Annotated in this window: 20 protein-coding genes; 12 read left to right on the forward strand and 8 right to left on the reverse strand. The window is 60.7% G+C overall.

Translation table 11 applies throughout. The annotated features are described in order from the left end of the window. Nucleotides 1–275 precede the first annotated feature (275 nt). From AC07OG_RS22140 to AC07OG_RS22160, 5 genes are all read right to left on the reverse strand, one after another. The gene (locus AC07OG_RS22140) at nt 276–1,373 is read right to left on the reverse strand and encodes a polyamine ABC transporter substrate-binding protein (RefSeq protein WP_060541711.1); all 1,098 of its coding nucleotides are present in this window, start codon (nt 1,371–1,373) and stop codon (nt 276–278) included. A gap of 277 nt (nt 1,374–1,650) precedes the next feature. Further along, entirely contained in the window at nt 1,651–2,535 is an 885-nt protein-coding gene (locus AC07OG_RS22145; protein ID WP_060541710.1) for an ABC transporter permease subunit, read from the reverse strand. Continuing rightward, nucleotides 2,532–3,446: an ABC transporter permease subunit gene (locus AC07OG_RS22150; protein WP_060541709.1), complete on the reverse strand. Its 915-nt coding sequence runs from the start codon at nt 3,444–3,446 to the stop codon at nt 2,532–2,534. Before AC07OG_RS22150 ends, AC07OG_RS22145 begins: the two co-directional genes overlap by 4 nt. Next, complete coding sequence (locus tag AC07OG_RS22155; RefSeq protein WP_218423840.1) at nt 3,443–4,585, reverse strand: ABC transporter ATP-binding protein; 1,143 nt, start codon at nt 4,583–4,585, stop codon at nt 3,443–3,445. Before AC07OG_RS22155 ends, AC07OG_RS22150 begins: the two co-directional genes overlap by 4 nt. 346 nt (nt 4,586–4,931) lie before the next feature. Then, on the reverse strand, nt 4,932–5,693 hold the full coding sequence (locus tag AC07OG_RS22160) for a gamma-glutamyl-gamma-aminobutyrate hydrolase family protein (RefSeq protein WP_495068101.1): 762 nt from the start codon (nt 5,691–5,693) through the stop codon (nt 4,932–4,934). A gap of 283 nt (nt 5,694–5,976) precedes the next feature. Here AC07OG_RS22160 and AC07OG_RS22165 point away from each other — a divergent pair, with 283 nt between their 5' ends. The 5 genes from AC07OG_RS22165 (at nt 5,977) to AC07OG_RS22185 (ending at nt 11,843) form a co-directional block, all read left to right on the forward strand. Further along, nucleotides 5,977–7,353: a glutamine synthetase family protein gene (locus AC07OG_RS22165; protein ID WP_060541706.1), complete on the forward strand. Its 1,377-nt coding sequence runs from the start codon at nt 5,977–5,979 to the stop codon at nt 7,351–7,353. Nucleotides 7,354–7,747: 394 nt separating this feature from the next. Then, nucleotides 7,748–9,238 carry an aldehyde dehydrogenase gene (locus tag AC07OG_RS22170; protein WP_495068102.1) on the forward strand — a complete coding sequence of 497 codons (1,491 nt, stop codon included), beginning with the start codon at nt 7,748–7,750 and terminating at the stop codon, nt 9,236–9,238. A 53-nt stretch (nt 9,239–9,291) separates the two neighbouring features. Beyond that, the gene (locus AC07OG_RS22175; protein WP_218423843.1) at nt 9,292–10,575 is read left to right on the forward strand and encodes an NAD(P)/FAD-dependent oxidoreductase; all 1,284 of its coding nucleotides are present in this window, start codon (nt 9,292–9,294) and stop codon (nt 10,573–10,575) included. Nucleotides 10,576–10,919: 344 nt separating this feature from the next. After that, on the forward strand, nt 10,920–11,468 hold the full coding sequence (locus AC07OG_RS22180; protein ID WP_495068103.1) for a cupin domain-containing protein: 549 nt from the start codon (nt 10,920–10,922) through the stop codon (nt 11,466–11,468). A gap of 93 nt (nt 11,469–11,561) precedes the next feature. Further along, a complete protein-coding gene (locus AC07OG_RS22185; RefSeq protein ID WP_495068104.1) occupies nt 11,562–11,843 on the forward strand; it encodes a hypothetical protein in 282 nt (93 codons plus the stop codon). A gap of 152 nt (nt 11,844–11,995) precedes the next feature. On the opposite strand, the gene AC07OG_RS22190 is transcribed toward AC07OG_RS22185, so the two are convergent. Together AC07OG_RS22190 and AC07OG_RS22195 are read right to left on the reverse strand one after the other, a co-directional pair. Then, nucleotides 11,996–12,211, reverse strand: coding sequence for a PLDc N-terminal domain-containing protein (locus AC07OG_RS22190; RefSeq protein ID WP_218423844.1), 216 nt, complete (start codon nt 12,209–12,211; stop codon nt 11,996–11,998). A gap of 76 nt (nt 12,212–12,287) precedes the next feature. Further along, nucleotides 12,288–13,196 carry an alpha/beta fold hydrolase gene (locus tag AC07OG_RS22195; RefSeq protein WP_495068105.1) on the reverse strand — a complete coding sequence of 303 codons (909 nt, stop codon included), beginning with the start codon at nt 13,194–13,196 and terminating at the stop codon, nt 12,288–12,290. 286 nt (nt 13,197–13,482) lie between these two features. On the opposite strand from AC07OG_RS22195, the gene AC07OG_RS22200 reads away from it, so the two are divergent. Next, nucleotides 13,483–15,402 (forward strand): tyrosine-protein phosphatase, encoded by a 1,920-nt coding sequence (locus tag AC07OG_RS22200; protein WP_495068106.1) that lies wholly within the window; start codon nt 13,483–13,485, stop codon nt 15,400–15,402. 201 nt (nt 15,403–15,603) lie between these two features. On the opposite strand, the gene AC07OG_RS22205 is transcribed toward AC07OG_RS22200, so the two are convergent. Next, nucleotides 15,604–16,599 (reverse strand): helix-turn-helix transcriptional regulator, encoded by a 996-nt coding sequence (locus AC07OG_RS22205; RefSeq protein WP_495068107.1) that lies wholly within the window; start codon nt 16,597–16,599, stop codon nt 15,604–15,606. A gap of 594 nt (nt 16,600–17,193) precedes the next feature. On the opposite strand from AC07OG_RS22205, the gene AC07OG_RS22210 reads away from it, so the two are divergent. The 6 genes from AC07OG_RS22210 (at nt 17,194) to tssL (ending at nt 24,401) form a co-directional block, all read left to right on the forward strand. Beyond that, a complete protein-coding gene (locus AC07OG_RS22210; RefSeq protein ID WP_495068108.1) occupies nt 17,194–18,915 on the forward strand; it encodes a SulP family inorganic anion transporter in 1,722 nt (573 codons plus the stop codon). Nucleotides 18,916–18,972: 57 nt separating this feature from the next. Further along, nucleotides 18,973–19,791 carry a polyphosphate kinase 2 gene (gene ppk2, locus AC07OG_RS22215; RefSeq protein WP_060541697.1) on the forward strand — a complete coding sequence of 273 codons (819 nt, stop codon included), beginning with the start codon at nt 18,973–18,975 and terminating at the stop codon, nt 19,789–19,791. A 461-nt stretch (nt 19,792–20,252) separates the two neighbouring features. Beyond that, on the forward strand, nt 20,253–20,756 hold the full coding sequence (gene tssB, locus AC07OG_RS22220) for a type VI secretion system contractile sheath small subunit (protein WP_060541696.1): 504 nt from the start codon (nt 20,253–20,255) through the stop codon (nt 20,754–20,756). A gap of 33 nt (nt 20,757–20,789) precedes the next feature. Continuing rightward, complete coding sequence (gene tssC, locus AC07OG_RS22225) at nt 20,790–22,328, forward strand: type VI secretion system contractile sheath large subunit (protein WP_495068109.1); 1,539 nt, start codon at nt 20,790–20,792, stop codon at nt 22,326–22,328. A gap of 40 nt (nt 22,329–22,368) precedes the next feature. Continuing rightward, complete coding sequence (tssK, locus tag AC07OG_RS22230; protein ID WP_060541694.1) at nt 22,369–23,721, forward strand: type VI secretion system baseplate subunit TssK; 1,353 nt, start codon at nt 22,369–22,371, stop codon at nt 23,719–23,721. Continuing rightward, nucleotides 23,718–24,401 carry a type VI secretion system protein TssL, short form gene (tssL, locus tag AC07OG_RS22235; protein WP_495068110.1) on the forward strand — a complete coding sequence of 228 codons (684 nt, stop codon included), beginning with the start codon at nt 23,718–23,720 and terminating at the stop codon, nt 24,399–24,401. The genes tssK and tssL overlap by 4 nt, the downstream gene beginning before the upstream one ends. The last annotated feature ends 3 nt before the right edge of the window (nt 24,402–24,404 follow it).

A 24,404-nucleotide genomic window follows, 5' to 3' on the forward strand; every position in this document is an offset into this window, starting at 1 on the left:
ATGTGATGGCCTCTTCGCGAGCAGGCTCGCTCCCACAAGGGATCGGCATCGCTCCCCACTCTGCGTTCCACCGCAGGTCGATGTGGGAGCTAGCCTGCTGGCGATTAGGCCGGCACATCCAGCATCAAGGGTGACTGACACACCGCCATCGCCGGCAGGCCAGCCCCCACAGGGATTGTTTGCCTGCCATGATTTTTTGTGATCACTGAAGATCAAACTGTGGAGCGAGCCTGCTCGCGATCGGGGCGTCAGGTACCGCGCAATTATTGTGCGAATTACTTGCCCAGCTTCACCTTGGTCCAGCCCCGGGTCATGATGCGCTGGATGGCAATCGGCTGGTCCGGCACGGCATAGAGCGTGGCCATCACCGCCTGCGGCGGGTAAGAGCCCGGATCGTTGCGGATCGCTTCGTCAACCAGAGGGGTCGCCGCCGCGTTGGCGTTGCTGTAGCCGATATTGTTGGTGATGTCGGCAATCACGTCGGGGCGCATCAGGAAGTTCATGAACAGGTAGGCGTTGTCGACGTTGGCGGCATCGCGCGGGATGGCGAGCATGTCGTAGAAGCTGGCGGCACCTTCTTTGGGGATGCTGTAGTCGATCTTCACCTTGTCCCCGGCTTCCTGGGCGCGAGCCTTGGCCTGCAGCACGTCGCCGGAGTAACCGACGGCCACGCAGATGTTGCCGTTGGCAAGGTCCGAGATGTATTTCGAGGAATGGAAGTACGCCACGTTCGGACGAATCTTCATGAACAGCGCCTCGGCTTCGGCGATATGCTGTTTGTCCTGGTCGTTCACCGGGTAGCCCAGGTAGTGCAGGGCTGTCGGGATCATTTCGGTCGGAGAATCGAGGAAACTGATGCCGCAGGCTTTGAGCTTCTCGGCGTTCTGCGGCTTGAACAACAGGTCCCATGAGTTGGTCGGGGCGTCGGCGCCGAGCACTTCCTTGACCTTCTGCGGATTGAAGCCGATGCCGATCGAACCCCACATGTACGGGATCGCGTGGGCATTGTCCGGGTCGCTGGCCGATGCGTTTTTCAGCAGGACCGGGTTGAGGTTTTTCCAGTTCGACAGCTTCGACTTGTCCAGTTCCTGATAGACACCGGCCTTGATCTGCTTGGCCAGGAAGCTGTTGGACGGCACGACGATGTCGTAGCCGGATTTGCCCGCCAGCAGGCGAGCCTCGAGGGTTTCGTTGCTGTCGAAGACATCGTAGGTCACCTGGATGCCCGTCTCGTCCTCGAACTTTTTGACGGTGTCCGGGGCGATGTAGTCCGACCAGTTGTAGACGCGCAGAACCTTGTCATTGGCCTGGGCGCCGGTGGTAATCGCGCCCAATAAGGACAGTGTCAGCAGAGTCCTGCCAAACATTTTCATCGGTACAACTCCATTTCTTTTTTATTCAAAAAACACAACAGTGAACACAACACTTGTGGCGAGCGCGGACTTTTGTGGCGAGGGGGCTTGCCTGTGGTGAGGGGGCTTTTGTGGCGAGGGGGCTTGCCCCCGTTCGGCTGCGCAGCAGTCGTAAAAACCACTGAGTGCGGTGTCAATGGAACACCGCTTTGGGGCCGCTTCGCAGCCCAACGGGGCGGTGCGGCGGTCCGACAAGCCCCCTCGCCACAGGCAAGCCCCCCCCTTATCCACAGTTACCTCAGGCCGTCGCTTCCTGCATCTGCTTTTTCGGTTGTTGCCAGGATTCACTGGCCGTCTGCTCCATGGCTTCCTGGATCGCCCGTTTACGGTTGGCTTCGGCGCGGCGGCTGAAGTACCAGACCATGAAGGTCACGATCGATACGGCCAACAGAATCAGGCTGGCCACGGCATTGATCTCCGGCTTCACACCCAGGCGCACTGCCGAGAACACTTCCATCGGCAGGGTCGTGGAACCCGGGCCGGACACGAAGCTGGCCAGCACCAGGTCATCCAGCGACAGGGCGAAGGACATCATGCCGCCGGCCGCCAGTGACGGCGCGATCATCGGAATGGTGATCAGGAAAAACACCTTGAATGGCTTCGCACCCAAGTCCATGGCCGCTTCTTCGATGGACAGGTCCAGCTCGCGAAGGCGGGCCGAGACTACCACCGCAACATAGGCGGCACAAAACGTGGTGTGGGCGATCCAGATGGTGACGATGCCACGCTCCATCGGCCAGCCGATCAACTGCGCCATGGCCACGAACAGCAGCAATAGCGACAGACCGGTGATCACCTCGGGCATCACCAGCGGCGCGGTGACCAGGCCACCGAACAGCGTGCGGCCCTTGAAGCGCGTGACGCGGGTCAGGACGAACGCGGCCAGCGTCCCCAGTGCGACGGCGGCAATCGCGGTGTAGCAGGCGATTTCCAGCGAGCGCAGCACCGAGCCCATCAGTTGTGTGTTGTCGAGCAGGCCGGCGTACCACTTGAACGACCAGCCACCCCACACCGTCACCAGCTTCGAGGCGTTGAACGAGTAGATCACCAGGATCAGCATCGGCAGGTAGATAAACGACAGGCCGAGCACCAGCATCAATTTTGAGAACCCGAAACGTTTCATCCCCGTGCCTCCATTTCTTTGGCCTGGCTGCGGTTGAACAGCAGAATCGGCACAATCAGGATCAACAGCATCACCACTGCAAGGGCGGACGCCACCGGCCAGTCGCGGTTGTTGAAGAACTCTTGCCACAGCACGCGGCCGATCATCAGGGTTTCCGGGCCGCCCAGCAGTTCCGGAATCACGAACTCACCGACCACCGGGATGAACACCAGCATGCAACCGGCGATGATGCCGTTCTTGGCCAGCGGCACGGTGATTTTCCAGAAGCTGTTGAAAGTGCTCGAACCCAGATCCGACGCAGCCTCCAGCAGGCTTTGGTCATGCTTGACCAGGTTGGCGTACAGCGGCAGCACCATGAACGGCAGGTAGGCATACACCACGCCTATATAGACGGCGGTGTTGGTGTTGAGGATCTCGATCGGGTGCGACGTCAGCCCGGTCCACATCAGGAAGCCGTTGAGCAGCCCGTTGTTGCTGAGGATGCCCATCCACGCGTAGACGCGGATCAGGATCGCGGTCCAGGTCGGCATCATGATCAGCAGCATCAGCACGTTCTGCGCTTCCTTGCTGGCCTTGGTAATGGCGTAGGCCATCGGAAAGCCGAGCACCAGGCACATCAACGTACTGAACAGCGCAACCTTCAACGAACCCAGGTAGGCGGAGAGATACAGTTCATCTTCGCCGAGCAAGGTGTAGTTGCCGATGTTGAGCAGCAGCTGGAATTTCTGCTCGGCGTAGGTGTAGATCTCCGAGTAGGGCGGAATGGCCAGGGCCGCTTCCGAGAAGCTGATCTTCATCACCAGGAAGAACGGCAACAGGAAGAACAGGCACAGCCACAGGAACGGAATACCGATGACGAACTTGCGCCCGCTGGGGACCAGCCTGAGGAATTGCTGATTGAAGGTTTTCATGCGCGCAGTACCACGCCACTGTCGTCTTCCCACCACACGTAGACCTGGTCGTCCCAGGTCGGACGTGCACCACGGCGTTCGGCGTTGGCCATGAACGACTGGACGATCTTGCCGCCGGGCAGTTCGACGTAGAACACCGAGTGGCCGCCGAGGTAGGCAATGTCATGCACCTTGCCGCTGGACCAGTTGTAGCGTTGCTCCGGCTTGACGGTGCTGACCAGCAGTTTTTCCGGGCGGATGGCATAGGTGATCGACTTGTCCTGCACCGAAGTACTGACGCCGTGGCCGACGTAGATCTTCTGTTCCAGGTCCTTGCTGTGGATGATCGCGTGACCTTCCAGGTCCTCGATCACCGTGCCGTCGAAGGCGTTCACGTTGCCGATGAACTCGCAGACCATGCGGCTGACCGGCGCTTCATAAATGTCCACCGGGCTGCCGATCTGGGCGATCCAGCCCAGGTGCATGATCGCGATGCGCTGCGCCATGGTCATGGCTTCTTCCTGGTCGTGGGTCACCATCACGCAGGTCACGCCGACGCGCTCGATAATCTCGACCAGCTCAAGTTGCATTTGCGAGCGCAGTTTTTTATCCAGCGCACCCATTGGCTCGTCGAGCAGCAACAACTTCGGTCGCTTGGCCAGGGAGCGGGCCAGGGCCACACGCTGGCGCTGACCGCCGGAGAGTTGATGGGGTTTGCGTTTGGCGTATTGGGTCATGTGCACCAGGCGCAGCATTTCGTCGACGCGGGCGTCGATTTCGCTGGCAGGCAAACGGTCCTGCTTGAGGCCAAACGCGATGTTCTGCGCCACCGTCATGTGAGGGAACAGTGCGTAGGACTGGAACATCATGTTGATCGGTCGTTCGTACGGCGGCATGTCGGTGATGTCGACACCATCAAGCAGGATTCGCCCTTCGGTCGGGCGCTCGAAGCCTGCGAGCATGCGCAGCAGAGTCGACTTGCCCGAGCCGGAACCACCGAGCAGGGCGAAGATTTCACCCTGATGGATCTCCAGGGAGACATCGTCCACCGCAGTGGTCTCGTCGAACTTCTTGGTGACGCGATCGACTTTCACCAGCACCTTTTTCGGTGCCTGGTGACCTTCAAGAGCCTTCCTGTAAATGCTGGAGGCGTTTGCCATGTGAAACTCCCAACAGGTTTCAGTCGCCAGGCCAACGCGGCCCGGCGTAATAGTTGATTGCAAACCCGGAGTCGACGCTGCTTCTTCTGTAGGAGCGAGCATGCTCGCGATGGTCGCCAACGATGACGCTGGCAGTCTGGATGCCCGCGGTGTTCGGACATCCATCGCGAGCATGCTCGCTCCTACAGGGAATTGCGTTTCCCATCCCGGGTTCATTCGGCGCCGCCGTCCTGGCTGCCGGGTAGTGCTTGTTGTTATCGCAGGGTGTAGCTGCCGCGAGCGGGACGCGCGAAGGCGCCTGCCCGCTCGCGGGGGCAGTTAATCGTTGAATGGGATTACCGGGTCGTCAGCGCGAGTGCCGCAGGGCCGCCCGTTGTCGGCATGCTTCACCAAACGCCTGGAAAATCTGCAGGTAAGCAGGGTTGTCCAGCACCTGCCATTCCGGGTGCCACTGCACGCCTAGGGCGAAAGCCTTGCTTTGCTCCACCGAAATCGCTTCGATCAAGCCATCGGGCGCGACCGCTTCGGCGCGCAGGCCGGGAGCGAGGCGGTCGATACCCTGGCTGTGAATCGAGTTCACCTGGAACACCGCCGGCAGGTCCAGCGCTTCGAACACGCCACCGGGCTGCACGTTGACCGCATGCGCCGGTGCGTATTGCACCGCCAGCTCCGGGTGGTCGGCCTCGCGGTGATCGAGGTAGCCCGGCACTTCGTGGACTTTCTGATGCAGGCTGCCACCGAACGCCACGTTCATTTCCTGAAAGCCACGACAGATGCCGAGTACTGGAACGCCAGCAGCAATCGCGGCGCGGATCAGGGGCAGGGTGGTGGCATCCCGCGCCGGATCGTGATCCGTGCCGGGGGCACTGGCGGGGCCTTGATAGTGGAAGGGTTCCACGTTCGACGGCGAGCCGGTCAGCAACAGACCATCGAACTGCGGCAGCAGGTCCTCGATTTCGGTCAGTTCAGCCAGGGAAGGAATGACGACTGGCAGCCCCAGTGCCGCAACGCTGACAGCACGCAAATACTTGTCGCCGCTGACATGGTAGGGGTGCAGGCCAATCTGTTTGACGCATGCAGTAACGCCGATCAATGGCTTGAGTGCCATTTTTATCACCTCGAAGTTTCACACTTGAACGAGCTTTTCCGGAGCTTAGCCTTGTTGATTTTAATTAACAACTCTCATGTAAAAAATTCTAAACGGCGAACGGCTGAAGCTGAGGATTTACCTGTGTTCCAGGGATGATCTGACACTCTAGTGTCTCTGGGAGGCCCTAAAATAAACGTTGAAAGGCCAAGTGTTCGCTATTGACTTCACTTTGCCTTTCGGATTGACTGGCTGCGTGAAAGGGCGGTGAACATAATAATTAACAGTAAAAAATAGGTGCATCATGTCGGTCCCTCTGCGTACCGTTCAACTCAACGAAGCAAACGCATTCCTTAAGAAATATCCTGAGGTTTTGTACGTCGACCTTCTGATTGCGGATATGAACGGTGTGGTGCGCGGCAAGCGCATCGAACGCACCAGTCTTCATAAGGTTTACGAGAAAGGCATCAACCTGCCGGCGTCGCTGTTTGCGCTGGACATCAATGGCTCCACCGTGGAAAGCACCGGCTTGGGCCTGGACATCGGCGATGCCGACCGGATCTGCTATCCGATCCCCGGCACCCTGAGCATCGAGCCTTGGCAGAAGCGCCCAACCGCGCAACTGCTGATGACCATGCACGAAATCGAAGGCCAGCCGTTCTTCGCCGACCCGCGTGAAGTGCTGGCCAATGTCGTGCGCAAGTTCGACGATCTGGGCCTGACCATCTGCGCCGCGTTCGAGCTGGAGTTCTACCTGATCGACCAGGACAACGTGAACGGTCGTCCGCAGTCGCCACGTTCGCCGGTGTCCGGCAAGCGTCCGATGTCGACCCAGGTGTACCTCATCGACGACCTCGACGAATACGTCGATTGCCTGCAAGACATTCTCGAAGGCGCGAAAGAGCAGGGCATTCCTGCTGACGCCATCGTCAAGGAAAGCGCCCCGGCGCAGTTCGAAGTCAACCTGCACCACGTATCCGACCCTATAAAGGCTTGCGACTATGCAGTCCTGCTCAAGCGTCTGGTGAAGAACATCGCCTACGACCACGAGATGGACACCACCTTCATGGCCAAGCCGTACCCGGGCCAGGCAGGTAATGGTCTGCACGTGCACATTTCGATTCTCGACAAGGAAGGCAACAACATCTTTGCCAGCGAGGATCCCGAGCAGAACGCCGCGCTGCGACACGCGATCGGCGGTGTGCTCGAGACCCTGCCGGCGCAGATGGCGTTCCTCTGCCCGAACGTCAACTCCTACCGTCGTTTCGGCGCACAGTTCTACGTGCCGAACTCGCCGAGCTGGGGCATCGACAACCGTACCGTGGCGGTACGTGTGCCGACCGGCTCGCCGGACGCCGTGCGCATTGAGCACCGCGTGGCCGGTGCCGATGCCAACCCGTACTTGCTGATGGCTTCGGTATTGGCCGGTGTGCACCACGGCCTCACCAACAAGATCGAGCCGGGCGCTCCGGTGGAAGGCAACAGCTACGAGCAGAACGAGCAGAGCCTGCCCAACAACCTGCGCGATGCTTTGCGTGAGCTGGACGACAGCGAAGTCATGGCCAAATACATCGACCCGATGTACATCGATGTGTTCGTGGCGTGCAAGGAAAGCGAGCTGGCCGAGTTCGAGAACTCCATCTCGGATCTTGAGTACAACTGGTATTTGCATACCGTTTGATATTTGAAAAGCCCCTCACCCTAACCCTCTCCCCGGGGGAGAGGGGACTGATCCGGGGATGCTCGGGAAATCCTGCGACCTGAACCTTTTGTGCCGAATCCATAGTCGACTCGGTGGATCAGGTCGCAGCATGCCTTGAGGCAGCTCGGTCAGTCCCTTCCGCCAAGGGAAGAGGGGAACCGTGATGCTCGTGAAATCCCGCGACGTGAAGCTGTTCTACCGAATCCATAATCGACTCGGTCGCTCAGGTCGCAGCAGATCCCAAGACCCCTCGGTCAGTCCCCTCTCCCTATGGGCGGTCCGACGTTTCGGGAGGGCTAGGGTGAGGGCCGGATCCCAAGCCGAACAAATGAACCAGACACACCCCAATTTTCCCCTGCGTCGAGTCAAAACAATGACAAACACTCGCAGCGACTGGGAGCAACGCTTCCAGTCCTTATCCATTGAAGGTCGGGCATTCATCGACGGCCAATACTGCGCAGCCGCCAGCGGCGCGACGTTCGAATGCATGAGCCCGGTGGACGGGCGATTCCTGGCGAACGTCGCCAGCACCGACGAAGCCGACGCCAACGCCGCGGTCGCGGTGGCGCGCCGCACCTTCGAATCCGGCGTGTGGTCCCAACTGGCCCCAGCCGAGCGCAAGCGCATCCTGATCCGCTTCGCCGACCTGATCCTGGCCAACCGGGAAGAACTGGCGCTGCTCGAAACCCTCGACATGGGCAAGCCGATCAGCGACTCCATGGGCATCGACATCCCGGCTACCGCCAATGCGATCCGCTGGACCGCCGAGGCCATCGACAAGATCTACGACGAAGTCGCCGCCACGCCCCACGATCAGCTTGGCCTGGTGACTCGCGAAGCGGCTGGCGTAGTAGCGGCCATCGTGCCGTGGAACTTCCCGCTGATCATGGCCAGCTGGAAATTCGCCCCGGCCCTGGCGATGGGCAACTCGTTCGTCCTCAAGCCTTCGGAAAAGTCGCCGCTGACTGCGATCCGCATCGCGCAGCTGGCACTCGACGCCGGTATTCCCAAAGGTGTGTTCAACGTTTTGCCGGGTTTCGGTCACACCGTCGGCAAGGCTTTGGCGCTGCACATGGACGTCGACGTGCTGGCCTTCACCGGCTCCACGGCGATTGCCAAGCAGCTGATGATCTACGCCGGGCAAAGCAACATGAAGCGCGTCTGGGCTGAAGCCGGTGGCAAGAGCGCCAACGTGGTGTTCGCCGATGCGCCGGACTTGCGCGCCGCAGCGCAGGCCGCCGCCGGCGCCATTGCCTTCAACCAGGGTGAGGTCTGCACCGCCGGCTCGCGGTTGTTGGTGGAGCGCTCGATTCGCGAGCAGTTCATTCCATTGCTGGTAGAGGCCCTGCAAGCCTGGAAACCGGGCCACGCCCTTGATCCTGCGACCACCGTCGGCGCGGTCGTCGACCAGCGTCAACTGGAAAACGTATTGCGCTACATCGAAGTCGGCAAGCAGCAGGGCGGTCAACTGATCGCCGGCGGCAGCCGCACCCTCGAAGACACCGGCGGCCTGTACGTGGAACCGGCGATTTTCGACGGCGTGACCAACGCCATGACCATCGCCCAGGAAGAAATCTTCGGCCCGGTGTTATCGGTGATCACCTTCGACAGCGAGCAACAAGCGCTGCAAATCGCCAACGACAGCATCTACGGTTTGGCCGCCGGCGTATGGACCAGCAACCTGAGCAAGGCCCACACCTTCGCCCGTGGCTTGCGCGCTGGCAGCGTCTGGGTCAACCAGTACGACGGCGGCGACATGACCGCGCCGTTCGGCGGGTTCAAGCAATCGGGCAACGGTCGCGACAAGTCGCTGCACGCGTTCGATAAGTACACCGAACTCAAAGCGACCTGGATCAAGCTCTGACACCTTTATAAGCGGCGGTCGCCGGAAACCTGCGGCGACCATCGGAGAAATTTATGAAACAGACACATGTAAACAGCTACTACGCCGCCACCCGCAACTTCACCGGCGACTTCCCGGTGCTCGAAGGCGCTGTGGACTGCGACGTCTGCGTGATCGGTGCCGGCTACACCGGCCTGTCCTCGGCCCTGTTCCTCGCCGAAGCGGGCTACAGCGTGACCGTGCTCGAAGCCGCCAAAGTCGGCTTCGGCGCCAGCGGTCGCAACGGCGGTCAACTGGTCAACTCCTACAGCCGCGACGTCGATGTCATCGAAGAGCGCTATGGCGACAAGACCGCCGAAGTCCTCGGCAGCATGATTTTCGAAGGCGCCGACATCATCCGTCAGCGCATACAGCACTACGACATCCAGTGCGATTACCGTCCTGGCGGCATCTTCGCGGCGATGAACAAGAAGCAGCTCAAAGGCCTGGCCGAGCAGAAGAAAAGCTGGGAGCGCTACGGCAACAAGAACCTGAAAATGCTCGACAGTGCAGACATCAGGCGCGAAGTTGGCTCCGACGCCTACGTCGGTGGTTTGCTGGACATGCAGGGCGGGCACATTCACCCGCTGAACCTGGCCCTTGGTGAGGCCTCGGCGATCATTGGCCTGGGCGGCAAGATCTACGAGCAATCGGCGGCAGTGGAAATCACCTACGGCGAGCCAATCACCGTGCGCACTGCCAAAGGCCTGGTGAAGGCCAAGTACCTGCTGATCGCCGGTAACGCCTACCTGCCCCAGGGCCTCGACAATCGCGTGACCAGCAAAAGCATGCCGTGCGGGTCGCAAATCGTCGTCACCGAGCCGTTGTCGAAGCAGCAGGCCAAGAGCCTGATCAGCAACAACTACTGCGTTGAAGACTGCAACTACCTGCTCGACTACTACCGCCTGACGGCCGACAACCGCTTGCTCTACGGCGGCGGCGTGGTCTACGGCGCGCGTGAGCCGGACGATATCGAGCAACTGATCCGGCCGAAGATCCTCAAGACCTTCCCGCAACTCAAGGACGTGAAGATCGACTACCGCTGGACCGGCAACTTCCTGTTGACCATGTCGCGCATGCCGCAATTCGGCCGTATCGAGAAAAACGCCTACTACATGCAGGGCTACAGCGGCCATGGCGTCACCTGTTCGCACCTGGCCGGCAAACTGATCTCGGAAATGATCCGTGGCGATGCCGAGCGTTTCGACGCCTTCGCCTCCTTGCCGCACATGCCGATGATCGGCGGGCGCACCTTCTCGGCACCGTTGACCGCTCTTGGTGCCGTGTACTACTCGCTGCGCGACCGGTTCGGGATCTAAGCTTTACCTCACCGGCGGCATCCCCAAAAGTGCCGCCGGTTTTTTTAGCCGCTCAAACATCGCTTTCCCTGTGGGAGCGGGCTTGCTCGCGAAGAGGCCATATCAGGCGCAATTGATGGCGCCTCATACACCGCCTTCGCGAGCAAGCCCGCTCCCACAGGGGCCACGGTTGATTGAAGATTGATGTTCACAGTCATTTTCCCCCACCGTTTATCGAACCTGCTGAGCAACTCTGACAAACGTGATTTAATAGCCGCCTTTCACGTTTGCGGGTCCGGAAACGGCGTGAATCGCGCCAGCTCTCCACACCCATTATCCTTGAGTAGTACGCACATAAGGCTGTCATGGACACGGGCTCACGACTCAAATTAGTACGCGAAAGCTACAAACTGTCCCAGCGCGAGCTGGCCCGGCGTAGCGGCGTCACCAATGCCACCATTTCTCTGATCGAACAGAATCGCGTCAGTCCTTCCGTCAGTTCCCTGAAGAAACTGCTCGAAGGCATTCCCATGTCACTGGCGGACTTTTTCACCTTCGATCAGCCGCCACGCGAACACCAATACGTCTTCCGCGCAAGCGAACAGCCGGATCTCGGCCGTCACGGCCTGCGTCTGCTGCTGATCGGTGCGTCTGTGCCCAGCCGGCAAATGCGTCTGCTGCGCGAGCAGTACGCGCCGGGTGCCAGCTCAGGTGAAGAGCCGATTGTGCACGCTGAAGGTGAGGAATGCGGCCTGGTCACCCGTGGCACCGTGGAACTGACCGTGGACGGCCAGGTGAGCGTGCTCAATGCCGGGGACGGCTATTACTTCCCGACGACGCTGCCGCACCGGTTTCGCAATATCGGCCAGGATGAGGCAGAGATCATCAGCGCCAACACGCCGGCGAACTTCTGATCACCAAGGCGGTGTGACCGCTCGTCCACTGCGTCGCACCTTCTTGATAACGGTTCTTCCAAGCTTTATCAGCCACGCAAAGGAAGAACCGTCATGCTCAATCAAAAGTTTGTTGTCCTGACACTTGCCGCCATCCTCACTGGCACCTCGCTGGTGAGCATCGCCGCCGAGAAACCCTACACCAGTTCCACCGAGGCAGACGGCACCAGCCAAACCAAGGATACCGGTCCAAAACCGACCAATGCCGACCCTGATGCCGCTTCACTGCCCCAGGGCGCCGACAGCGGCAAGACTGACAACGGCCCGGTCCCTGCGGGTTCCAAGCCTGCTGCCCCTGGCCAGGTGGGCGGTGGCAGCAGCGGTGGCGGCAGCTGATTCAAGCGCACCCGATCTGGATCTGATACCTGGTACCTGTAGGAGCGAGCATGCTCGCGAAAAACGTCAACGATAACGCGGGCAACAGGTTTACCGCGGTGTCATTGCGTTTTTTCGCGAGCATGCTCGCTCCTACAGGAAACCAGGATCTGTTAATGTCCGGATTGCGGCGTAGGCGAGTGCGCTACGTGCTTGGGCCCCGCCAGCGCCCACAACGCCAGCCCGAGCAGCGGCACAAACACGATCACCACCATCCACACCCCCTTGGTACTCGCTTTACCGGCGCTTTTGCGCACCCGGTTGATCGCCCAGAGTTCGATAAGCAAAAGCACTGCAGCCAATACGATCCACATTGTCGGGTTTTGCATGCGTCACCTCCTGATGGTCCTTCAGTTAGGTTGACGCGGGCCCTTTGCGTTCATTAAATTTTCGCCCGGCATCGCTTCACTTCGCGATAAATTCGCGAATCGCCGCAATGGTCGGCCCCGGTGCTTCTTCCATCAGCCAATGCCCGGCGTTGGCAACGACCACCTCGGTGACGCTGTCTGCGGCATTGCGCATCACGATCGCTTCGTTGGCGCCGAAAGATTTTTCGCCGCCGATTGCCAGCACCGGCATTTTCAGTTTCGTCGCCATCGATGCCTCATTGTCGGTGGCGTCCTGGCGAATGCTGCGGAACTGGGCAAAGGCGGCATGCATGGCGCCGGGACGGGCGTAGAGTCTGGCGTAATGCTGGCGGGTGCCTTCGTCCACCTTGGCCGGGTCACCGGCGAACTCGTTCCAGAAGCGGTCAAGGTAGAGGCGTTCCCGTCCGGCAACCAGGTGCTCCATGTCCGGCCCGCCAAAATCGAAGTGCCACAGCATCGGTGAGCGCACGATGTCGTTCCAGGGGGGAATGCCGGGCACCGGCGCATCCATCACCACCAGACGGTCCGTGTACTGTGGGTAGCGCGAGGCATAGGCGAAGGCAACCATGGTGCCGATGTCGTGACCGATGATCACCGAATGCTCGATCTTCAACACGTTCAACACGCCGCGGATATCAGCGGCCTGGGTCTTCTTGTCGTAGCCGCCGGCCGGGATCGAAGACAAGCCCATGCCGCGCAGGTCCGGGACGACAACCGTATGGTCGCGCATCAGGTCGGCGGCCAGAGGTGCCCACATGTCGCCGGTATCGCCAAAACCATGCAGCAACACCACCGCCGGCCCCTTGCCGCCGACACGGACGTGCATTGTCACGCCATCGAGCGCGATGTCCTGGACCTTGAAGGCGTCGGGGTAGGGTGTGACATCGGCATGGGCCGCAAGGCTCAGGGTCAGGAGGGAAACAAGGGTCAGCAGAGGGCGCATCATGTCGGTGGCTCCAGACGCATACAGGGGAAGGGCGGATGCACGGCCTCAGTCCCGGACAATCGAGCCGTTCGTTGGCAGGCAGGCTGGCAATGCAGTGAGCGTAGACAGGTCCCGGGACGCTGAAGACGTTTTTTTGCGTTCATCCCCCAACTACGCAGGTGCGGACAGATAACGCACCTCGCGGACAGATCGCGCAGGCATTTTCTGCGAAAGGCAAACTGTAATATTCAGTATCACTTAGCCACAGATAGTAGGCAGCCCAACGAGTAGTCAATGAGGCTGTACCGTGTTTCAACGTCTTGTGTGTTCGCTGTCCGTCCTGAGCCTGTCCATCGCCGCCGCCCAGGCCGCCGACCCTGTGCCCCTGAATACGCCACGCCTGAAAAGCATCGACAACTTGCGCGATGTTGCCGGCCTCACCACGGCGTATTCCACTGCGCACGATGGCACCATGCGCGCCGGCGTGTTCTATCGCTCCAATGCCCTGACCCCGTCGGCCGCGGACCTGGCGACGTTGAACAGCCTGGGCATCAGATCGGTCTACGACCTGCGCACGCCCAGCGAGATTGCAGGCACGCCTGATACCCTGCCGACGGGGGCGACCTACAGCAACATCGACATCATCGGCAGCACCACGTCCGGCTCGAACATCACCAGCATCGCTTTTCACAGTGCCGCCGATGCTGTTGCGATGATGCAAGAGACCAACCGCGCGTTCGTCAGCGACGCCGGAATGCGCGGCCAGATCAGCAGGCTGTTCAACGAACTGGCCGGGGTCGACGGTGCTGCGCTGTTCCATTGTACCGCCGGCAAGGACCGCACCGGCTGGACCGCCGCCGTGCTGCAGAGTATCGCCGGGCTCGATGACGCGACGATCATGAGCAACTATCTGGCCACCAACGACTACACCGCCGCGCGCGTGCAGGCGACCCTGGCCGCACTGCCGCCGAGCATGGCCGCCGTTTATGCGCCGCTGCTCGGCGTGGAAGCGAGCTTCCTGCAGGCTGGCCTGGATCAGGTCACCGCGCAGTACGGCAGCATGGACAACTACCTCAAACAGGGCCTGGGCCTGTCCCAGGAAACCATCTACGTGCTGCGCGGCAAGATGGTCTATTTCAACAGCTTGCCCGGTCAGCAAGGCCTGGCCGGCAACGCCGCCGCAGGTGCGCAACTGTTGCAGCAACTGCAGAACACCAGCCTTTCGGGCTCCTACAGTGACTACAACTATTACCTGCAATCGGCCATCGACGCCGGCAACCTCGCGGGTGTCGAATCCACGGTCGGTGGTCAGGTGCACGCCGACGCCGCCAGCTACCTGCTGCGCCAGGGCGCGATGATCGAACAGGCCGCCGCGCCCTTCACCAGTGGCATCGATCTGAAGGCCGGGCAATACCGCTTGTGGAGCACCGCCCTGGCCGGTTACCTGGGCACCGATGGTTCGTCCCAGGCGTCCAGCAGCAACGAGCACAGCCAGGGGCTGATGGTCGGCCTGACCCAACGCTTCTCGGAAAACCTTAGCGCCCATGGCGGCATCGGCTACAGCCGTGGCAGCGTCGGCGGGGCGGGTGGCGAGGCGGACACCGATTACACCTTCCTCTCAGCGGGTGCGCGATTCGCCCCGAACGGCCTGGAACGCGGCCTGTTTGTCGACGCCGATGCCAGCGCCGGCTACCTCGACTACGACAGCAAGCGCGAACTTGGCGGCGGCCTGGGTACAGCCAAGGGCGACAGCCACGGCAACCTTTATGGCCTGACGCTGGCGCTGGGTTACCGCGTGCCGGTGAGCGATGTGATCCTCGAACCGAGTCTCGGCGTGCGGGTCAGTCACGTGAACCTGGACGGTTTCCAGGAGACGGGCAGCGAACTGGCCCTCGACGTCGACAGCATCAATGAAACCCGCCACAGCGCCGTGGCCAACCTCAACGTGGCCTTTGCCCCGGTCGGCATGGGCGCGTGGCAGCTGGTGCCGGGTGTGCAGGTCGGCTATGAACATGTGCTGGGCGATAACGAGATTGACAGTCAAGGGCACCTGCTGGGCCTGGACGTGGAGCAACAGGCCGCCTTCGACAATCGCGACCAGTTCACCGCCGGAGTGAACGTCATGGCGCATTTGGGTGCGGTGAGTGTCGGGGCGCAAATGGGTGCCAGTGGCGGTGGTGACAGCCATGGCTTCAATGGCGGGTTGAAGGCCAGTTATCTGTTCTGACGGGATGTCATGGCGGTAGCGCATCTGCCGCTATTGATGATACCTGTGCCGGCCTCATCGCCAGCAGGCTAGCTCCCACAGGGATTGATGCGACCAGGAAATTTTTGATCGCCCGGATCAATTGTGGGAGCCAGCCTGCTGGCGATGGGGCCGGCACAGCCAATACAGATGCTGACTGACACGCCCCGGCAGGGTGAACAATCAAACCATCGCGAACCCCAAACGTCCCTCCCGCCGGCCATTCTTCACCTCTGCCGGACTCACCCCATACGCCTTCTGAAAATACTGGCAAAACCTCCCGACATTGCTGAACCCGTAATGCAACGCCACCTCGGTCACCGAAGGCGCGGTCTCACCGGCAAGTTCGGCATAGGCACGCTCCAGCCGTACTTGCCGCTGATAAGCCACGATCGACATCCCCATGAACCGCTGAAATCCATCCTGCAGCGCGCGCAGGCTGACATTGCTCAACCGGGCCAGGTCCGTTCCGCTGACCAGATCATCGGGATGTTCCTGGATGTACTCGACCGCCAACTTGACATGTCGCGGCGCAATCGTCGGGGCAGGGCGTCGCAGCGCTTGCGTGAAGTTGTGCGGCCAGGCTTGAAGTACCGCATCAACCAGCATCTCGCGCAGGCGCGAAGGCAGTAGCGCGCCCGCATTGATCAGCAGATCGAACTCGTTGCCCGTGGCCATCTCCACTAACGTGCGGATGACCTGGAAGGCCGGGACATTCAGATCCACTACGGGCTCGAAATACAGCTTTTCCAGAATCGGCTTGCCCAGCAGGGTCGACAGGCGCTCGGTAAACAGTGCGCGCCGGATCGAAATTCCGTGCTGGGCATGGTTGTCCATGAAGCGCATCGAGCGGATATCAGCCTTGTCGATGGCCAGGCCGACCTGGCTACCGCCCACGGTGGCATGGTTGTAGAGGATCTTCCCGGCGCTGGGGATGACGAAGGTGATCTCGTCCAGTGGCTCGGGAAAGTCGACGGTGAAATCCCCCAGGTAGTGCATGCGGCGAAAGCTGACACCGTCGTGCCTGCCATACACCCCGCCGATGATGATGTCTTTGGGCGGCGGTCGCGAGTCGGCATAGAGATTGCCGAACATCTTCGAGAACAGCGCGCCAAAGTCGTCGCAGTTCAGGTCGCTGGATCTGAGGATGATGTTCTTGCGCGTCGTGCTTGAGTACACCGGAAGTGGCACCTTGGGCGGAGGAGCGGGGACCCTGCTGCAGGGCGCAGTCGATCGCAGGTCGAGCGCCTCGGCCAGGGCAAGCGCGCTGACGCTATCAGGCTTTAATGACAGGATCGTGACGGGGTTTGCCCTGAGGCGTTGCGTGCAGCGCCGTGACGCAAAGGCTTATCAGTGCCTTTTGGCCGATACCTGCTGCGCCATGGCTCAAACTCGCAGAGGCTGTCCTTGTGGGACTGCCTGGGTCGTACTATCGTCAAACATCAGATTTAGAGGGACTTCCTGCCACCAGGGCCGCAGCGGGAAGTCCACGATAACGCACCAGATGTCCCATACCCGACGTTGTTCTTAGATGGTCAGGCCTTTGCGCAAATCCACTGGCCGGCGCCATTGACCGAGTCCGGCCATATCGGCCCTTGCCGGTAGATTCAACCCCGGTTTTTCATGCCCCGGCGCCTGGGTTTTGCGACCTTGAGCCGATTGCCTGTGGGGACAGGTGAATGGCGTATGTGCAAAGACCAGATGAACAGATCAGACCCGGTGAACCGGGCACACGCAAAACTTTATAAGACCGATTCCGACAGGGAGTGATACATGAGTGAGCAGGGCAGCCATCCGCAGCCGCGGGTTCCCGGTACCCGACACCAGGGCACCTTGCGTGGCCTGCTGATACCCGAGTGGCTGAACAACTACAGGCCGGACTGGTTCAGGGGCGATGTCATCGCCGGGCTGACGGCGGCGGCCGTGGTCATTCCCAAGGCGCTGGCGTATGCCACCATTGCCGGCCTGCCGGTGCAGGTCGGACTGTATACCGTATTGGTGCCGATGGTGATCTATGCCGTGCTCGGCACCTCGCGCCCGCTCAGTGTCAGTACCACCACCACCCTGGCGATTCTCGCCGGCTCCGCGCTCGCCCAGGCCAGCCCGTCCGGTGATCCGGCGTTACTGTTGGCGGCCTCGGCCACCTTGGCCTTGATGGTGGGCGCGATCCTGATCATGGCCGGGGTGCTGCGCCTGGGTTTCGTTGCCAACTTCATTTCCGAACCGGTACTGGTGGGCTTCAAGGCGGGCATCGGTGTGGTCATCGTTCTCGACCAGTTGCCCAAGCTGCTGGGCATTCACATCGACAAAGGCAGTTTCCTGCACAACCTGGTGGCGATTTTCCAGGGGCTCGGACATGTCTCGCTGCCGACCGTGGCGGTCGGCGTTTGCATGCTGGCGGTGCTGGTCGGCATGAAACATTTTACCCCTCGATTGCCGGCGCCGCTGATTGCGGTAGCGCTCGGCATTATCGCCATGAGCCTGTTTAGCCTGGAGCGTTTCGGCGTGTCGGCGGTCGGCGTGGTGCCGATTGGACTGCCCGCACCGGTATTGCCGATCTGGTCGTTGGCCGCTGATCTCTGGCCGTCTGCGATGGGCATCGCGTTGATGAGCTTTACCGAATCCATCGCCGCTGCGCGCGCCTTCGCTCGCAACGACGAACCCACGCTGCAGCCCAATCGCGAATTGGTCGCCACCGGCATGGCCAATATCGGCGGGGCGTTTCTCGGCGCCATGGTCGCTGGCGGCGGCACCACCCAGACGGCGGTCAATCGTCTGGCCGGGGCTCGCTCGCAATTGGCGGGGTTGATCACCGCAGCACTGGCGCTGGGTACCTGCCTGCTGCTGGCGCCGTTCATTGGCATGATGCCCAATGCCACGCTTGCCGCCGTAGTGATTGTGTACTCGGTGGGCCTGATCGAGCCCAGGGAATTCCGCGAGATCCTGTCAGTTCGCAAGACCGAGCTGGTCTGGGCCATCGTCGCCATGGTCGGCGTCATGCTGCTGGGCACCCTGCAAGGGATTGTCGTCGCCATTGTCGTGTCGCTGCTCGCCCTGGCCTATCAGGTTTCCGATCCACCGGTGCACATCCTGGGTCGCAAGCCCGGCACCAACGTGTTCCGTCCACAGTCCCCGACGAACCTCAATGACGAACACTTTGACGGGCTGCTATTGCTTCGGCCCGAAGGTCGCATCTTCTTCGCCAATGCCGAGCGTATCGGCATGAAGATACGGCTGTTGATCGAGACACACGAACCGAGGGTCGTCGTCCTCGACCTGCGCAGTGTGTTCGATCTGGAGTACACCGCCTTGAAGATGCTCACCGGCGCTGAACAACGCTTGCGCGAAAAAGGCGTTTCGCTGTGGCTGGTGGGAATGAGCCCCAGCGTTTCGGCTATGGTCATCAAGGCACCGTTGGGGCGCACGCTGGGCGAGGCGCGCATCTTCCATAACCTGGAATTGGCGGTTGAGCACTATCGGCTCAGTCGACTGTGAATGGCAGCTGTCGGGCGCTTCCTGACACTGTTCGGAGTATCTAGCGAGGTTTGCACCATGGCAAAGAAAAAGGCAGCAGTGAAAAGCCAACCTGATGACAGCGGCAAGCTCAAGAACAAGGTCTATCTCAATGAACTGGCCCGGCTGCACGTTGAACTGGTCAAGTTGCAGGAGTGGGTGAAAGAGAAGGGCATCAAGGTTTGCGTGATCTTTGAAGGGCGCGATGGCGCCGGCAAGGGCGGGACGATCAAGGCCCTCACCGAACGGGTCAGCCCGCGGGTGTTCCGCGTCGTGGCACTACCGGCACCGACCGATCGGGAAAAGAGCCAGATGTACCTGCAACGCTATCTGCCACACATGCCGGCGGCCGGTGAAGTGGTGATCTTCGATCGCAGCTGGTACAACCGCGCCGGCGTGGAGCGGGTGATGGGGTTCTGCACGGACGAGCAGCTCGAGACCTTTCTCACGGTGGCGCCGCGGGTCGAGCAGGCACTGGTCGAATCGGGCATCATCCTGATCAAGTACTGGCTGGAAGTCAGCGAAGAGGAGCAGACCCGTCGGCTCAAGGGACGTATCACCGACGGCCGCAAGATCTGGAAGCTGTCGCCGATGGACCTCAAGTCCTACAACCGCTGGTACGACTACTCCCGTGCCCGGGACGACATGTTCAAAGCCACCGATACCGAGTTCGCCCCTTGGCGTGTCGCCAACTCGAACGACAAGCGCCGGGCCCGTCTCAATATCATCAGCGATCTTCTCGCCAGCATTCCCTATGAGGATGTGAAGCGCGCCAAAGTGAAACTGCCTAAGCGGCAGGCGCAGGGTGATTACCGCGAGCCGGATTATCCGTACCGCTATATCACCGAGCAATTCTGAGGTCTTGCAGACCGCCCAGCCTGCGCTCAGTCCTGAGTGCTTTCGAGCACAGCTGTGGTGATATCAGAGATCGGGTATTCCTTGTCTTCTGATTTCATGACGGCTGTGCCGCGTTGCTATTGCAGCGAGTCAATAGATTGCTTGTAGGCAATTTCTCTAACCATGTAGGAAGTTGCTGTTTCGAATGCGGGCAAGTTCTGAGTTCAACGTAGCCTTTATCTAAATATTAGTTACAGGATGGTAAGCCTGCGTAAGTTAGTTCAACATTCCTCCTGGTAAGTGTTTGAGTGTTTGTTTCGGCAGCTGTACTTACCCTGTCTATGGTCTATTTTTGTTGCTCTAACAGCTTGCATGCTGTGGTCGGTAATGTGACTTCATAATGCCGGCGGGCATAGTGGGTTGGAATTTGTAATTGATTTTTTGTAACGGTGTAAATCGTTACAAATGCTCATGGAGGATTTATGGCTTCTGGTAGTTTTCAAAACGAAGTGCCCAAGGCTCGGGTGAATATAAAGCTCGATTTACATACCGGTGGCGCGCAGAAAAAAATCGAGCTGCCGCTCAAGTTGATGGTGATGGGCGACTACAGTAACGGCCGGGAACAGCGTCCGTTATCGGAGCGAGCCAAAGTCGGCATCGACCGCAACAATTTCGACAGCGTGCTGGCCGAGTACGCGCCCGAGGTCAAGCTGGTGGCGTCCAACACCCTGGCCGACGAGGCTGGCGAAATCCCGGTGGAGTTGAGCTTTGGCAGGATGAAGGATTTCGAGCCGGAGCAGGTGGCCCGGCAAATTCCACAGCTGCGCGCGCTGCTGGCCATGCGTAACCTGCTGCGCGACCTCAAGTCGAACCTTCTGGACAATGCCACGTTCCGTCAGGAACTGGAGCGCATCCTCATGGACGAGTCGCTGAGCGATGAACTGCGGGGCGAGTTGGCTGCCCTCACTGCGCAACAAGTTGGTTAATTCAACTCGGTTTGTTTAAAAGGAAGTTTCAATATGTCTACTGAACAATCCAGCGTGCAATCGCGCGGCGCTACGGTGCTGTCCGAAGAAAACCAGGGCGTGTATGGCGCGCTGTTTGGCAAGATCAATCTGAGTCCGGTAAAAGTGCTGGGCGAAATTGAAGTCTTTCAAGACGCCGAAGCACTTTCCGATGTTTCAGCTGATGAGCGCGTGACCGCCGCAGTCAGCGTTTTTCTCAACTTGATCAAGCAATCTTCCCACAAGGTCCAGCGTCTGGACCGCACGCTGCTCGACGAACACATTGCCTCACTGGATGCGCAGATCAGCCGGCAACTGGATGCCGTGATGCATCACGAGGACTTCCAGCGTGTGGAGTCCACCTGGCGCGGTGTGAAGTCGCTGATCGACCAGACCGACTTCCGTCAGAACGTGCGCGTCGAACTGCTGGACATCAGCAAGGACCACCTGGTCCAGGATTTCGAAGATGCCCCGGAGATCGCGCAAAGCGGCCTGTATGTGCAGACCTACATCCAGGAATACGACACCCCGGGCGGGGAGCCGATCGCCGCGGCCATCTCCAACTTCGAATTCGATCGCAGCCCCCAGGACATCGCCTTGCTGCGCAACATTTCCAAAGTCGCGGCCGCTGCGCACATGCCATTCATTGGCTCGGTCGGGCCGGCCTTCTTCGGCAAGCGCTCGATGGAAGAGGTGGCGGCCATCAAGGACATCGGCAACTATTTTGACCGCGCCGAATACCTCAAGTGGAAAGCCTTCCGCGAGAGCGACGACGCCCGTTACATCGGCTTGCTCATGCCTCGCGTGCTCGGGCGCCTGCCGTATGGCCCCGACACCGTTCCCGTGCGCAGCTTCAACTACATCGAGAGCGTCAAGGGGCCGGACCACGACAAGTACCTGTGGACCAATGCGTCCTATGCCTTCGCGGCCAACATGGTCAAGAGCTTCATCGCCAACGGCTGGTGTGTGCAGATCCGTGGCCCGCAGGCGGGCGGCGCGGTCACCGACCTGCCGATCCATCTGTACGATCTGGGCACTGGCAATCAGGTGAAGATTCCCTCGGAGGTGATGATCCCGGAAACCCGCGAGTTCGAGTTCGCCAACCTCGGTTTCATCCCGCTGTCCTACTACAAGAACCGCGACTACGCCTGCTTCTTCTCGGCCAACTCGACGCAGAAACCGGCGCTGTACGACACCGCGGACGCCACCGCCAACAGCCGGATCAATGCGCGCCTGCCATACATCTTCCTGCTGTCACGGATTGCCCATTACCTGAAGCTGATCCAGCGCGAAAACATCGGCACCACCAAGGACCGCCGTGTGCTCGAGCTGGAGCTGAACAAGTGGGTCGGCGGGCTGGTCACCGAAATGAACGATCCGGGTGATGACCTGCAAGCGTCGCACCCGCTGCGAGCTGGCAGGGTGACGGTCGAAGATATCGAAGACAACCCGGGTTTCTTCCGCGTCAAGTTGTATGCCGTGCCGCATTTCCAGGTGGAAGGCATGGACGTCAACTTGTCGCTGGTTTCGCAGATGCCAAAGGCGAAAGCCTGAATCTGATCAATCCCAAGCCAATTCGTAGGGATACGACCTCATGAAGATCGACCGCCCCTTGTGGGCCGCGGGGGCATTGCTGTCCCCGCAGCAATTCCAGCAGCAGGCACGCTGGGAAGCCTGGGCCAACGAGTGCCTGGCTCGTCTGTGCCTGGTGCACCCCTGGGGCGTTCGCAGCGTCGCCTTCGACCTCGAAGCCCTGCGCCTGGGCACGCTCAAGGCTACCCGGCTGAACCTGCGCATGCCCGACGGTACCTTGATCGACACCGATCATGTCGATCGGCTGCCCCCGGGCCTTGAGTTGTCGCACCTGTTACCGGGTGATAGCCAGGCCGCGACTTTGCTGCTGGCCCTGCCGCTGGAGCAGGCCAATGGCAACAACTGCCTGTTTGATGGCGAGGGGGACCGACCCACCCGTTATCGCCAGGACTGGCGTCAGGTGCAGGACATCTACGCCGATGAGGTGCAATCGGTCGGCGTGCTCGAACAGGTGCTGAGCCTGCGCCTGGAGCACGACGAGAACGGCGATTACCTGACCTGCCCGATTGCGCGGATGGTACGCGACGGGCAGGGCGCCTGGAGCCTTGACCCCGACTACATCCCGCCCTTGCTCAGTTTCGCCGCGCACCCGGGGCTGCTGACGCAACTGGACAACCTGTTGACCCAACTGTCCTCCAAGCGGCAGCGACTGATGGGCATGCGCCGCGAAAGCAACCAGCGCATGGCCGACTTCGCCGTGGCCGACGTGTCGCTGTTCTGGCTGCTCAATGCCTTGAACACCTACCAGCCGGTGTTGGCCGATCTCAAGGCCTGGCCTGCCAGGCCTCCCGAGCAGGTCTACTTGGAGCTGACCAAACTGGCCGGCAGCCTGCTGACCTTTTCCCTGGAACACGATGTCGAGCAGATTCCGCCTTACCGCCACGATCACCTGGAAAGCGTGTTGCCGCCGCTGTTGCGCATGATTTCCACGTTGCTGGAGGCCAGCCTGCCTTCGCGGGTCATCGCCCTGGACCTTGAAGAGCGTTCAGCCAACCGCTGGCAGGTGCGGCTCGACGACCCTCGGCTGCGGGAGCCGGACAGTGCCGATTTCTATCTGTCGGTGCGTTGCCGCCTGCCGGCCGTGCAACTGCAGAGCCAGTTCCCGCGCCTGTGCAAGATCGGCACGCCGGACGAAGTCGATCAACTGGTCAACGCCGCCCTCGACGGCGTGCCGTTGCAGTCCCTCAGCCACGTGCCGGCGGCCATCCCCCTGCGCCTGGAAAACCAGTACTTCGCCCTCGACCTCAACCATGCCAAGGGGCAAGCCATCCTGGCTCAGGGCATCTGTGCCTTCTACGTCCCGAGCACCCTGGCCGACGTCAAACTTGAACTGTTCGCGGTACTACGCGCATGAACCTGATCGAAACGAAACAACACAGCGTCATCGCGGTGGACATCGACGCCTTGTTGCAGGACAGCTACCTGCTGGTGGTCGAGTTGCGGCAGGGGGCTTCGGCGCAAAACAGCGATGAAGTCAAAGCGCTTTGCGTGCAGCAGGTCGAGCGTGTTCGCCAGTCGCTCGAAGAGGCCGGCCTGGCGCAACGCAGCATCGACCATATCAGCCATGCGCAATGCGCGTTGCTCGATGAAACCATGCTCAATCTCACCCACGACGATGCCCATTCGCGCTGGGCCAGCGAACCCTTGCAAACCAGGTTCTTCAACCGCCATCAGGCCGGGGTGTTCCTCTACGAGGACATGCGCGAGGTGCTGCGCGAGCCGGCGGCGGACCCGCTGGTGCTGACGGCTTTTCACCGGGTATTGACCCTGGGCTTCAAGGGTCGTTACGCCGATATCAATGACCCCGAGCGCGAGCAACTGCTGGCCGCCCTGAATGATCGGGTCGCGCCCTTGCCATTGCATCGACGCTCGACCGCTACGTTGAGCGGCGGGCAGGGCATGACGCGGCTGCCGCAACTGCGCTCACCCCTGGTCAATGCCGTGGCCGCCGGCCTGTTGCTGGTCGGTGTCTGGTACGCGCTCGATCAGTGGCTGGGTGGCCTGGTGGCGACGCTGTTATCAGCAGACGTCTGAGGT

The organism is Pseudomonas sp. GW821-FHT09H03 (genome assembly GCF_059415945.1).